At 71.5% G+C, this 12,581-nt stretch carries 12 protein-coding genes; 1 reads left to right on the top strand and 11 read right to left on the bottom strand.

Annotated features, from left to right (window positions below):
• Window positions 1–153: 153 nt before the first annotated feature.
• The 4 genes from SMIR_RS21350 to SMIR_RS21335 form a co-directional block, all read right to left on the bottom strand.
• Window positions 154–882, bottom strand: coding sequence for a TetR/AcrR family transcriptional regulator (locus SMIR_RS21350; RefSeq protein ID WP_248002969.1), 729 nt, complete (start codon window positions 880–882; stop codon window positions 154–156).
• A gap of 41 nt (window positions 883–923) precedes the next feature.
• Complete coding sequence (locus SMIR_RS21345; protein ID WP_168492713.1) at window positions 924–1,841, bottom strand: SDR family NAD(P)-dependent oxidoreductase; 918 nt, start codon at window positions 1,839–1,841, stop codon at window positions 924–926.
• 28 nt (window positions 1,842–1,869) lie between these two features.
• Complete coding sequence (locus SMIR_RS21340) at window positions 1,870–2,628, bottom strand: SDR family oxidoreductase (protein WP_168492715.1); 759 nt, start codon at window positions 2,626–2,628, stop codon at window positions 1,870–1,872.
• 95 nt (window positions 2,629–2,723) lie between these two features.
• The gene (locus SMIR_RS21335; protein ID WP_168492717.1) at window positions 2,724–3,566 is read right to left on the bottom strand and encodes an alpha/beta fold hydrolase; all 843 of its coding nucleotides are present in this window, start codon (window positions 3,564–3,566) and stop codon (window positions 2,724–2,726) included.
• Between the two features lie 85 nt (window positions 3,567–3,651).
• Here SMIR_RS21335 and SMIR_RS21330 point away from each other — a divergent pair, with 85 nt between their 5' ends.
• Window positions 3,652–4,272 carry a sigma-70 family RNA polymerase sigma factor gene (locus tag SMIR_RS21330; protein ID WP_168492719.1) on the top strand — a complete coding sequence of 207 codons (621 nt, stop codon included), beginning with the start codon at window positions 3,652–3,654 and terminating at the stop codon, window positions 4,270–4,272.
• Between the two features lie 57 nt (window positions 4,273–4,329).
• On the opposite strand, the gene SMIR_RS21325 is transcribed toward SMIR_RS21330, so the two are convergent.
• The 7 genes from SMIR_RS21325 to SMIR_RS21295 all read right to left on the bottom strand — a co-directional run bounded on the left by SMIR_RS21325 (window position 4,330) and on the right by SMIR_RS21295 (window position 12,564).
• The gene (locus SMIR_RS21325; protein ID WP_168492721.1) at window positions 4,330–4,911 is read right to left on the bottom strand and encodes a hypothetical protein; all 582 of its coding nucleotides are present in this window, start codon (window positions 4,909–4,911) and stop codon (window positions 4,330–4,332) included.
• 155 nt (window positions 4,912–5,066) lie between these two features.
• Window positions 5,067–6,542 (bottom strand): aldehyde dehydrogenase family protein, encoded by a 1,476-nt coding sequence (locus SMIR_RS21320; RefSeq protein WP_249938452.1) that lies wholly within the window; start codon window positions 6,540–6,542, stop codon window positions 5,067–5,069.
• Window positions 6,539–8,323, bottom strand: coding sequence for an N-acyl-D-amino-acid deacylase family protein (locus SMIR_RS21315; protein ID WP_282190391.1), 1,785 nt, complete (start codon window positions 8,321–8,323; stop codon window positions 6,539–6,541). The genes SMIR_RS21320 and SMIR_RS21315 overlap by 4 nt, the downstream gene beginning before the upstream one ends.
• Complete coding sequence (locus tag SMIR_RS21310) at window positions 8,283–9,401, bottom strand: LLM class flavin-dependent oxidoreductase (protein ID WP_097285170.1); 1,119 nt, start codon at window positions 9,399–9,401, stop codon at window positions 8,283–8,285. Before SMIR_RS21310 ends, SMIR_RS21315 begins: the two co-directional genes overlap by 41 nt.
• Window positions 9,402–9,518: 117 nt before the next feature.
• Complete coding sequence (locus SMIR_RS21305) at window positions 9,519–10,295, bottom strand: SDR family NAD(P)-dependent oxidoreductase (protein ID WP_101404461.1); 777 nt, start codon at window positions 10,293–10,295, stop codon at window positions 9,519–9,521.
• Between the two features lie 53 nt (window positions 10,296–10,348).
• Entirely contained in the window at window positions 10,349–11,254 is a 906-nt protein-coding gene (locus SMIR_RS21300) for a TIGR03619 family F420-dependent LLM class oxidoreductase (protein WP_168501106.1), read from the bottom strand.
• Between the two features lie 38 nt (window positions 11,255–11,292).
• Complete coding sequence (locus SMIR_RS21295) at window positions 11,293–12,564, bottom strand: amidohydrolase family protein (protein WP_168492727.1); 1,272 nt, start codon at window positions 12,562–12,564, stop codon at window positions 11,293–11,295.
• Window positions 12,565–12,581 lie beyond the last annotated feature (17 nt).

Genomic DNA, 12,581 nt, shown 5'->3' with positions numbered 1-12,581 from the left:
GCGACACCGCCGTCGGCGGCGGAACTGTCCCGGCACTCACGGGCCGAGGGCCGGCAGCGTCACGTGTTCGGGCGGCATCCGGCGTCGTACTCAGGTTGCCGCGAGGCCGTGACCTGTCGTGGCCCGTCGTGGCCCGTCGTGGCCTGAGTACGGCTATTCCGGTGTCGTGTTGGAGAGACGGTCCAGCCACTCGCCCAGGAGGGCGGACTCGCCCGGGGTGAAGTCCTGCCTCGGGGTCTGGCGGAGGAGGGCGGCGAGGTGGGTGGCGGTGGCGGGGAGTACGTCTTCCTCTTTCGCTTCCTCCTCGCCGGCGGACGCGGTCTCCGGCCCCGTCGCCTCCGGGGTGAAGACCACCGCGTGCACCGCGTCCCGTATCCGCCGGGAGAGCGTCTCGTCCGTGAAGGTCGCCTGGCGGGAGACCAGCATCAGGGAGACGCCGACGTTGGCAGACATGATCATCTGGGCGGCGAGTTCGGGGGCCAGGCGCAGCTTGCCCTGTTCGGCCGCGCGCCGGAGGTCCGCGGTGAGGATGCGGTGGGACTCCAGGGCGGCGGCCGGCGGCGTGCGCATCGCCGGGGAGTTCATGAGGCGGTACAGGTTCGGGTTGCGCAGGGCAAAGTCCGTGTGGGTGTCCCAGCCGTCGCGCAGGTCCTGGATCGGATCCGTGCCGGGCCTGCGGCTGCGCTTGGTCGTCAGGTACTTCTCGTACCCGTGGTCGACCACCGCCGACAGCAGGCCCTCCTTGTCCCCGAAGTGGCGGTAGAGGGCGGGGGCGCCGACCCCCGCCGCCTCGCAGACCGCCCGGGTGGAGACGTCCCCGTCGGGGGAGTTCGCCACCAGCTCGGCCGCCACTTCGAGGATGCGCGCTTTCGTACTGCTCACGGACGTACTCACGGTAGCGACGTTATCCGAGTCGTCCGAGGTCACGCCGTCTCCTTCTGCGCTACGGGGGACAGCAGGTCCGCCAGGCCGATCCGGGTCAGGAACTCGGCGCGGACACGGTCCGCGACCACGCTGACCTCCTGCGAACCGTCGTCCGCCGGGTCTACGTGCACCCGGAAGGGACGCTTCCCGTACGGGGTGTCCACCACGTCGACGATGGCGTCGGCGACGAGCGACACGTCCGCGTCGGGCGGCGTGAGGGCCGCCAGGCGTCCCGCGACCTGGTCCATCAGGCCCGCGTAGTGCTCCTCGTAGGCGGGCAGCACGGTCTGTTCGGAGGGGTGGCCGCCGCTCGCGAAGTGGTTCGTGCCCGAGGTGAACGCGCCCGGCACCACGATCGTCGTCTCGATGCCGAAGCGGGCCAGCTCGGCGGCGTACGACACGGCGAGCGCGTCCATCGCGGCCTTGGCGGCGAAGTACGGCGCCAGGTACGGCGGGGTGCCGCCGCGCGTGGAGGTGGAGCCGACCCACAGCAGCAGGCCGTGGCCCTGGGCCCGCAGGTGCGGCAGCGCGGCCCGGTTGACGCGCTGGGTGCCCAGCACGTTCGTGTCGTGGACCGCGGCCAGTTCGGCGGGCGTGAAGGCCTCCGCCGGGCCGGTCACCATGTGCCCGGCGTTGTGGACGAGGACGTCCAGCCGGCCGGCCCCCGCCAGCACCGTGGCGATCGCCGCGTCCGCCGACTCCTGGGAGAGGACGTCGAGTTCGACCGTACGGAGGTCCACCGCGTGCTCGGCGGCGTACGCCTCGGCCTCCGCGACCCGGGCCGCGTTGCGCCCGCCGGTGTCCCGCATCGCGGCGTACACCGTGTGTCCGGCGCGGGCGAGGGCACGGGCGGACAGCGCGCCGAAGCCGGATCCGGCCCCCGTGATGACGATCGTCTTGCGCGAAACAGCATCCATGACCGAACTCCTTCTGGATTGGGGTGGGTTACGCGATGCCGCCGTTGGCCCGCAGCACCTGGCCGTTGACCCAGCGGCCCGCGGGACCGGCGAGGAAGGACACCACGTCGGCGATGTCCCGGGGGGTGCCGAGGCGCTCCAGCGGCGGCTGGGCCGCCATCCGCGCGATGGTCTCCTCGTCCTTGCCGTCCAGGAAGAGGGCGGTGGCGGTCGGGCCGGGGGCCACGGCGTTGACGGTGACGTCCCGGCCGCGCAGCTCACGCGCGACGATCAGGGTCATGGCCTCGACGGCACCCTTGGTGGCGGCGTACGCGCTGTACCCGGGGATCGCGAGCGCCAGCACGGAGCTGGAGAAGTTGATGAGCGCGCCGCCCGCGCGCAGCCGTCGTGCCGCCTGCTGGTCGACGACGAACGTGCCGCGGATGTTGGTGCGGTGCATGCGGTCCAGCGTGTCGAGGTCGAGGTCGACCAGGGGCGCGAGAACCATGACACCGGCCGCGTGGACGACGACGTCCACCCCGCCGAAGGCGGATTCGGTGGCGTCGAAGAGGGCGGCCACCTCGGTCTCGTCGGCCACGTCGGCGCGGACGGCGATCGCTTCTCCGCCCGCCTCGGCGATCGCGGCGACGGTCTTGTCGGCCTCGGCCTCGTTGCCCGCGTAGTTCACGACGACGGCGTAACCGTCGGCCGCGAGGCGCTCGGCGGCCTCCCGGCCGATTCCGCGGGATCCGCCCGTGACGACGGCCACTCGGCGGGACGTTCCCGACGTGCTGGAGTGCTCGGTCATGACGATGCTCCTCGATGTCGCGGGGTAGCGGCGTTCACCACCCGACGAGAGCAACGCTAACACTATTTCGATAGCAACGCTACCGTCAGCCGCGCTCAGCCCAGAAACGCCGCTACGGTCGCCACGAACCGCCCGGCGTCGTCGAGCCAGGGGTAATGACCGGCCCCCGGCTGCACGACGAGTCGCGCGTCGGGGAACAGCCCCGCGAACTCGGCCGTCGCCCCGGGCGGGCTGTTCAGGTCGAACTCCCCGGTGAGCAGCAGGGCGGGGGCCCGGCAGACGGCGAGCGCGGCGCGGGTGGCGGGCGGGTCGAAGGCACCCTCGGCCGCGAAGAGGGCCACGGCTTCCGCGTTGCGCGGCCGGGCCGCCGTATGGTGCCGGCGCGCCGCGGCGTCCCAGCGGCCCCAGAAGAAGGGGGCGATGGCCTCCCAGTCGCTGCCCGTTCCGGCGCCGATCGCCTCCAGGGCCCCGAACGCCGCCGGGAACCAGGGCTCGTCCTCTCTGAGCCGCGCGAGTGCGCGCCGCGCCTCCCCCGTGACCTCGATGCCGACGGCCCGGGTGCCGGGGCCGATCAGGGCGAGCCTGCCGACGCGCTCCGGATACCGGGCCGCGTACTGCGTCACGACGTTCGCTCCGGCGGAGTGGCCGAGCAGGTCGAGCCGGGCCGGCCCGAGGTGCGCGCGCAACGCCTCGACGTCGTCGACCAGGCGGTCGCAGCGGTAGCCGGCGATGTCGTGCGGGAGCGCGGACCGGCCGGTACCGCGCAGGTCCAGGACGGCCAGCCGACGGTGGGCGGAGAGGCCTCCGAGGTCACCGAGGTAGCGGGAGTCCGTGGGGCCGCCGGGGACACAGAGGACCGGATCGCCGCCGCCCCCGTTCCCGCCTCCCATCAGGCGGTAGGCGAGGCGGGTTCCATCAGGTGCGGTGAAGGTGGGCATGGCACGGATCCTGACAGCCATAACCGAGTTATACAACCAGGTTATGGCTCGGCTGAGACACTCGACCTCGGTATATAACCGAGCTATGGCAGCCGAAGAGGACACGCGTCGAACCCCCCAGCCCCCGACCGGGCCCCTGACCGAGGCGCAGGCCGAGCGGATGTTCGCCGACATGAACGACGTCATCCGCGCGGGCGAGGAGATGCGCCGGCTACGCGCCGAGATGATCAAACTCTTCGCCGGTCTCGGCTGGACCCAGGACAGGATCGCCCACCTCACCGGCATGAGTCAGCCCGCCGTGTCCAAGCAGGTCACCAAGCACAAGGGGGACGATCCATCACCCCCGCCTCGCCTCTCCCTCGACCAGCACGACACCCCCTGGCTCCAGGGACGCCTCTGGGGCCTCGCCGAGGAGATCTCCGAGACCCTCCACGACACCGCCCACTGCACCCGCCACCTCAACGCCGTCGCCCGGGGAAAGAAGCACTTCACACCCCAGAGCGTCGACGAACTCCGGCGCCTGGTCGAGGAGGACCTGCGGCTGCACCGGGCCACTCTGCCCGGCGGCCACCGGCACGCCTACGACGAGATCAGCCGCGCCCTCGACCTTCCCGGCCCCACGACGGCCAACCCCACCGAATCGGCCTCCGTACGCCGCACCCTGGCCCGCCAGATCCAGCGCGCCAACCTCAGGGAGGATGCCTGAGCACCCCATCGGGGCCGGTGTTTCCATGTTCGCCGTACTCACCACGCCGGACAGGCCCTAAGGCTCCTTCGTCGCCCGAGCCCGGTCGCGGGCCCACGCACCCGCGCCTACCAGCACGGCCACCCCGGCTCCGTACAGGGGCAGCCACAGGGTCGTCGTGGCCGCCAGGCAGTCGGCGACGGCCTCATCGCTCTGGGCCTGCTGTGCGTACGCCAGGGCGGCGCCGTCGCGATCCGCCAGGTTCGCCAGCGCGGCCTCCGACTTGATGGCCTCGTACCTGCCTTTCCCCTCGCACCCGCTACGCGTGCCCGACATCGGAAACAGCCAGGCCCAGCGCTGCATCATGGGGGCCAGTGCGATCGCCACGCACAGGCCGACGACCAGCGAATACGCGACCAGCCCGCGCATGTATGCCGACCGGATGCCGGGCGTCCATGCCGACCGCCGCTGAAAGGCGAAGATCACGGCGAGAAGCGTCACCCCGATGTACGTGGAGAACCACTGCCAGGAACCCTGCGCGAGTGCGAACGTCAGCACAGCGGCGAGTCCGATGCCGATGACCCCGGCCTGGCCTGCGCTGTCACCTCCCGCTCCGGTGGATGCCGCCCTTCGGGTTACTTGAGGGCTGGGGTGGTTCATGGGCCTCTCCTGCCGGGTGGGAGTCATCAGCATCCGCCGCGTGACGCCGCGAGCCCCGGAACCATGCCGGACGGGTTCGGCACCCCGCCCGGATGACGCACCCCGCCGGTCCGGGCAGGCCCAAGGCCTGTCCGGCCGGTCATGCCGCAGAGGCCCTAGTTCCCCGACGGCCACACGATCGCCTGCACCTCGCTGTACGCGTGCAGTGCGTACGACCCCACGTCCCGCCCCACCCCGCTCTTCTTGAAGCCGCCGAACGGCGCCTCCATGTTGCGGCCGACGGTGTTGACGCCCACCCCGCCCGCACGCAGCGCGCGGGCGACGCGGAAGGCGCGGGCGACGTCGCCCGACCAGACGTAGTCGATCAGCCCGTAGTCGCTGTCGTTGGCGAGGGCGATGCCTTCCTCCTCGTCGTCGAAGGGCACGACCACGACGACGGGCCCGAAGATCTCCTCGCGGACCACCCTCATGTCGGGGGTGCAGTCCGCGAGGAGGGTCGGGGCGACGTAGAAGCCGCGGTCGTACGGGGGGCGCGTGCCGCCCGTGACGATCCGCGCGCCCTCCTTGCGGCCGAGTTCGACGTAGGCCTCGACCCGGTCCCGGTGGGCCGCCGAGATGACCGGCCCGACGACCGTCCCGGGCTCCCGCGGATCCCCGACCGTCAACCGCCCGGCGTACGCGGCCAGTTGCTCGACCAGGCGGTCGTGGACACCCCGCTGTGCGATCACCCTCGTCGGCGCCGTGCAGATCTGGCCGCTGTAGAAGGAGAACGTCGTGCCGATGCCGAGCACCGCCGACTCGACGTCCGCGTCGTCGAAGACGACCGCCGCGCCCTTCCCGCCCAGCTCCATCAGCTGGCGTTTCATCCCCCGCCCGCACACCTCGGCGATGCGCTGCCCCACCGCCGTCGAGCCGGTGAAGCTGACCATGTCCACGTCCTCGCAGTCCACGGCCGCCTCGCCGACCTCCGCGCGCGAACCGCTCACCACGTTCACGACACCCGCCGGTACGCCCGCCGCCTCCAGGACCTGAGCCATCCGGTACACGGAGAGCGGGTCCTGCGGGGCGGGCTTCACGACCACCGTGTTGCCCATGGCCAGGGCGGGGGCGATCTTCCCGGCCGGGTTGGCCCAGGGGTTGTTGTAGGAAGTGACGCAGGTGACCACGCCGACCGGCTGGCGGACGGCGAGGGCGCCCATCACCGCCGCCTTCCCGAACGGCCCGGCCTCGTTGATCTGCGGCGGCAGCGGCTGCTCGACGGGCTCCACGCGCGCGTAACGCCGGAAACGGGCCGCGCCCACCCCCACCTGCATCCCGCGCGCGGTCCCGGTCGTGGCACCGCTCTCGGCCTGGGCGAGATCGGCGTAGGGGAGGAAGTTGCGCCGGATGATGTCCGCCGCCCGGCCGAGGAGCGCCGCGCGCTCCTCGGGGGGCGTCCGTGACCACGGGCCGAAGGCCTCCCGGGCCGCGGCGGCGGCCGCGTGCACCTGCCTCCGCGAGGCCTCCGGCGCCATCCCGACGACACCCTCCGTCGCCGGGTCGATCACCTCGTAGTGCCCGTCGTCGGGCTCCACCCAGGAGCCGCCGATGAACAGCCGCCGCTCGTCGCCCGCCCCCCGCACATCGGTCACCGCGTGCTCACCGTCTGCGTGTCCCGCCCGGAGCGGAGAACCTTCCCGGGGACGGCGCCCGTCACCACGTCCCCCCGGATCGACTCGACGCCGTTGACCCAGACCGCCGTGATGCCGATCGCCTTGGAGTCGAGTCGCGGGCTGTCTCCCGGCAGGTCGTGCACCAGGGTGGCCTTGCCGGCGTCGATGCGCTCCGGGTCGAACAGCACGAGGTCCGCATGGAAGCCCTCCGCGATCCGCCCGCGTTCCCTCAGTCCGAAGAGCCGCGCCGGGTCGTCCGTGAGCATCTTCACGGCCGCCTCCAGGGTGGTCAGCTTCCGCCCGCGCAGACAGTCCCCGAGGAACCGGGTCGTGTACGGGGCCCCGCACATGCGGTCCAGATGGGCCCCCGCGTCCGAGCCGCCGAGCATGACGTCCGGGTGCTGCCAGGTCTCGGCGCGCAGCGTCCAGGAGTCGGTGTCGTTGTCGGTGGGCATGGGCCACAGCACCGTCCGCAGGTCGTCGTGCGCGCAGATCTCGACCAGGCACTCGAAGGGTTCCTGGTGGCGCCGGGCCGCGATGTCCTTCACGACCTGCCCGGTGAGGCCGTCGTTCGCCGGGCTGTAGGTGTCCCCGATGACGTACCGGCCGAAGTTGGCGAGGCGGCGGAAGACGCCCGCCTCCTTACTGTTCGCCCGGGCCAGCATCTCGGCCCGCACGGAGAGGTCCCGCAGCCGTGCGATGCGCTCCGGGACGGGCAGGGCGAGGATCGGCCCCCACCCGGGGATCAGGTTCAGCGCGCAGAACGTGCCCAGGGACATGTTCATGGGGGTGAGGATCGGCATGGTGAGGGCCACCACCCGGCCGCCCGCCTTCCGCGCCCGTTCGCTCGCGACCAGTTGCCTCGGCACGCGCTCGGGGACGGCGGCGTCGACGGTCAGCACGTTCCAGTTGAGCGGGCGGCCCGCCGCGGCGCTCATCTCGACGAAGAGGTCGATCTCGTCGTCGCTGAACTGGTCGAGGCAGCCGGCGACGATCGCCTCGATCTGGGTGCCCTCGTGCTCGCCGACGGCCCTGCTCAAAGCCAGCAACTCCGCAGGTTTCGCGTGCCGGGACGCCACCGGTTTCCCGTCGCCGTCGGAGTGGGTGGAGGACTGGGTGGTGGACAGGCCCCAGGCTCCCGCCTCCATCGCCTCGTGGAAGAGGGCGAGCATCTGCTCCAGCTGTTCCCCGGTCGGCTGCCCGCCCACCGCGTCCGCGCCCATGACGTACCGCCGCAGCGCGCAGTGCCCCACCATGAAGCCCGCGTTGACGGCGATCCGCCCCTCCAGGGCGTCGAGGTAGTCGCCGAAGCTGTGCCAGTTCCAGGGCGCCCCCTCCTCCAGGGCGACCAGCGACATCCCCTCGACCTTGGACATCATGCGGCGCGTGTAGTCGGCGTCCTCGGGCCGTGCCGGATTCAGCGGGGCGAGGGTGAAGCCGCAGTTGCCGCCCGCGACCGTCGTCACCCCGTGGTTCAGGGACGGGGTGGCGTAGGGGTCCCAGAAGAGCTGGGCGTCGTAGTGCGTGTGCGGGTCGACGAATCCGGGGGCCAGGACGAGACCGGAGGCGTCCTCGCTCGTGCGGGACGCCTCCGTGACGGTGCCGATCGCGGCGATACGGCCGTCGCGGATGGCGACGTCCGCGGTGTAGCCGGGCGCGCCCGTGCCGTCCACGACGGTCGCGCCCTTGATGACGTGGTCGAGCATGGCCGCACCCTCCTCAGACCGCTTGCCGGAAACGGGTCGTCCGGTGCACCGGATCCGTGTCGATCTTCGGAATCACGTGCTCGCCGATCAGCCGGATCGTCTGCAGGGTCTCCTCCTTCGGGACCCCGACCGGCAGCCCGAAGGAGAGCTGGTCGGCTCCCGCCTGCTCCCACCGCTTGCACTGGGTGAGCACCTCGTCCGGGTCACCACAGATCAACAGCTCCTCCTCGATGAGGAGTTCGACGAACTCCGCGTTGTACTCGGGGAGCGTCTCCGGCCAGACGGGGAAGCCCTCGGGGCGCGGGAAGGTGTCGTGGTAGCGGAAGACGAGGGAGGGGAGGTAGTGCAGTCCGCCGCCGACCGCGATCCGTATCGCCTCGTCGTGGGTCGGCGCGCAGATGGCCGTCGTCGTCACCATCACGTTGTCGTTGACGAAGGCCCCGACGGGCTCGGCGTCCACGATGGCGGTCTTGTACTGCTGGAGCACCCACTCCATGTCGGAGACCTTCTGCACGCTGAAGCCGAGCACGCCCAGGCCCTTGCGGGCGGCCATGGCGTACGAGGGTGGCGACCCGGCGGCGTACCACATCGCGGGGTGCGCCTTCCCGTACGGCTTGGGGAGCACCTTGCGGGGCGGGAGCTGCCAGTGCTTGCCCTGGAACCCGACGTACTCGTCCTGGAGCCACATCTTCGGGAACTCGGCGATGGTCTCTTCCCAGATCTCCTTGGTGTAGTTCATGTCGGTGATGCCGGGGAGGAAGCCGAGGATCTCGTGGCTGCCCGCGCCCCGTCCGCTGCCGAACTCGAAGCGGTTCTCGCTGAGGTGGTCGAGCATGGCGACCTTCTCGGCGACCTTCACCGGGTGGTTGACCTGGGCGAGCGGGTTGAAGATGCCCGAGCCGAGGTGGATGCGGTCCGTGGCGTGGGCGAGATAGCCGAGGTAGACGTCGTTCGCCGAGAGGTGCGAGTACTCCTCCAGGAAGTGGTGCTCGGACGCCCAGGCGTACTTGAAGCCGGACTTGTCCGCCTGGATGACGTACTCGGTCTCCTCCATCAGCGCCTTGTGCTCCGCGAGCGGGTCGGTCTCGGCGCGCTTGCCCACGTATCCCTGTACAAAGAGCCCGAATTCCAAGGAGGTTCACCGTCCCCACATTCGTATCTGACGTTCCGTCAGATCTACTTGCCGCCGACTGTTGCACCGAGCCCGTGAAGCGTCAATAGCTGACGAACCGTCAGCTGGTGCTGGGCCTCACAGAACGCTGACCCCCGCCAGCCACCCCCCGTCGATCACGAACGGCTGCCCGGTGATGTACGAGGAGTCCTCGGAGGTCAGGAAGAGGGCGAGCCGGGCGACCTCCTCGGGCCTGCCCACCCGCCCGAGCGGCACGAGCTTGCTGTACAGCTCGTCCAGGGCCCTGGTCATCTCCTCCGGGTCGGCCGTCGGGTCGAGCTGGGCCGGGTTCGACATGGGGGTGTCGACGGCGCCCGGGCAGATGGCGTTGACCCGTATCCGCTGGTGCGCCAGCTCCAGGGCGGCGACGCGGGTGAGGCCGAGGATGGCGTGCTTGGTCGCCGTGTACGTGCCCACGGCCGCCATCCCGGTCATCGCGGTGTACGAGGCCGTGTTGACGATCGTGCCCCCGCCGGCCGCGGCGATCTCCCCCGCCACCGTCTTGATCCCGAGGAAGCAGCCGACCTGGTTGACCTGCACGACCTGGAGGAACTCGTCCAACGGGGTGTCCACGAGGGCGTTGAAGCGCAGGATGCCCGCGTTGTTTACCAGCCCGTCGATCCGCCCGTACGCGCCCTTCACGGCGGCGACGGCGGCCGCCCAGTCGTCCTCCCGGCCCACGTCGAGGTGGACGTAGAGCGCGTCCAGCTCCTTGGCCACGTCCTCGCCCCGGTCGTCGAGCACGTCCGCGACGACGACCCTGGCACCCTCCGCGGCGAACAGCCGCGCCTCCTGCTCGCCCTGCCCGCGCGCCGCCCCGGTGACGATGACGACGCGTCCGTCCAGCTTGCCCATGCCCTGACTCCCTGCTTGAGGTGAGGCGCGATCTGGTTGAGATGGGGTGCGATCTAGTTGAGGTGGGGCGCGACGTCGGCGCCGAACGCCGCGATCTGGTCGACGAGCTCACTCAGCCCCCGCGCCCGGAACCGCACCTGGATCTGGTGCACCCCCATCGCCCGGTACGCCCGCAACGACTCGGCGACCGCCTCCGGGGCCCCGCTCACGGTGCGCCGCCCGACCTGCCAGCCGGGCGTGCCGACATACAGGGGCTCGGTGATGGCCCCCACGACGAGAGGCGCGGAGATCCCCGCCTCCTCCCTGATCCGGTACAGGCGGGCGATCTGCTCCGGCAGCCGCTCGCGCGGATCCCCCTGCGGCAGCCAGCCGTCGCCCCGCAGCGCGGCCCGGCGCACGGCGGCGGGCGAGGAGCCGCCGACCCAGATGGGCACGCGCTCCTGCGCGGGCCTGGGCCGCTGCCCGAGCCCTTCGAAGTCGTACAGCTTCCCGTGGTGCACGGGGAACTCGTCCGCCCCCAGGGCGGCGCGCAGCGCGTCGATGGACTCGTCGAGCACCGCCCCCCGCCGCGCGAAGTCGGCGCCCACCGCCTCGAACTCCTCCTCCACATGCCCGGCGCCGACCCCGAGGATCAGCCGCCCGCCGGAGAGGTGGTCGAGGGTCGCGTACTGCTTGGCCGTGATCAGCGGATGCCGCAGCCCGACGACCGCGACATGACTGAGCAGCCGTACGCGCTCGGTCACGCCCGCGAGGTAGGCGAGGGTGGCGACGGGGTCGTACCAGATCGTGCTCATGGCGTCCGCGAGACGGCGCGGCACGGCCACGTGGTCGCAGCTCGCCACGTACGCGAAGCCGGCACGGTCGGCGGCGCGGGCGACGGCGACGAGCTCGCCGGGACCGGCCGCCGCCTCCCAGGGTTCGGCGTAGATCGTGCTCTGGGACTGGATCGGGAGCTGCATCCCGTAGAGCAGGGGCGCCGGGTTCGACGGGGACTGGTTCAACGGGGACCACCCGGCCCGGCCCAGAGCCCGTCCTCCGTCAGCCCCAGCAGCTCGATGGCGTTGCCCCGGACGATCCGTTCCACCACGTCCGCGTCCAGGTGCCCCATCTGGGCCTCGCCGACCTCGCGGGACTTGGGCCAGGTGGAGTCGGAGTGGGGGTAGTCGGTCTCGTAGAGGACGTTCGGGACCCCGATGGCGTCGAGGTTCCGCAGGCCGAACGCGTCGTCGAAGAAGCAGCCGTAGACGTGGCCGGCGAAGAGTTCGGACGGCGGGCGGTGGACCTTGTCGGCGACGCCGCCCCAGCCGCGGTTCTCCTCCCAGACCACGTCGGCGCGCTCCAGGATGTAGGGGATCCACCCGATCTGGCCCTCCGCGTACATGACCTTGAGGTTCGGGAAGCGTTCGAACTTGCCGCTCATCAGCCAGTCGACCATCGAGAAGCAGCAGTTGGCGAAGGTGATGGTGGAGCCGACGGCGGGCGGCGCGTCGGCCGAGGTCGACGGCATTTTGCTGCTGGAGCCGATGTGCATGGCGACGACCGTGCCGGTCTCGTCGCAGGCGGCGAGGAAGGGGTCCCAGTCGTCGGTGTGGACGGAGGGCAGCCCGAGGTGGGGCGGGATCTCGGAGAAGGCGACCGCGCGGACGCCACGAGCGGCGTTGCGGCGCACTTCCGCGGCGGCGAGTTCCGGGTCCCAGAGGGGTACGAGGGTGAGCGGGACGAGCCGGCCGTGGGCCGCCGGGCCGCACCACTCCTCCACCATCCAGTCGTTGTAGGCCTTCACTCCGAGCAGGCCCAGCTCGCGGTCCTTGGCCTCGGTGAAGGTCTGGCCGCAGAAGCGCGGGAAGGTGGGGAAGCACAGGGCGGACTGGACGTGGTTGACGTCCATGTCGGCGAGGCGCTGGGGGACGTCGTACGAGCCGGGGCGCATCTGCTCGTACGTGATGATCTCCAGCCGTATCTCGTCCCTGTCGTAGCCGACGGCGGTGTCGAGACGGGTGAGGGGTCGGTGCAGGTCCTCGTAGACCCACCAGTCGCCGACGGGTCCGTCGTCGCCGGGGCCGCCCATCACCGGGGCGAACCTGCCGCCGAGGAAGGTCATCTCCTTCAGCGGCGCGCGGACTATGCGGGGTCCGGTGTCCTGGTACTTCGCGGGGAGGCGGTCGCGCCAGACGCCGGGTGGCTCCACCGTGTGGTCGTCCACGGAGATGATCTTCGGGAACGGGGGCGCGGGCGCCTGGGCGGCCTCAGTGGTCCTCGTGGTCTCCATACGGCTCACGGTAGCGC

The organism is Streptomyces mirabilis (assembly GCF_018310535.1).
In the GTDB taxonomy this organism is placed as follows: Bacteria; Actinomycetota; Actinomycetes; order Streptomycetales; family Streptomycetaceae; genus Streptomyces.
The sequence above is the reverse complement of the archived record's forward strand: the minus strand, read 5'-3'. Positions and strand labels throughout refer to the sequence as shown.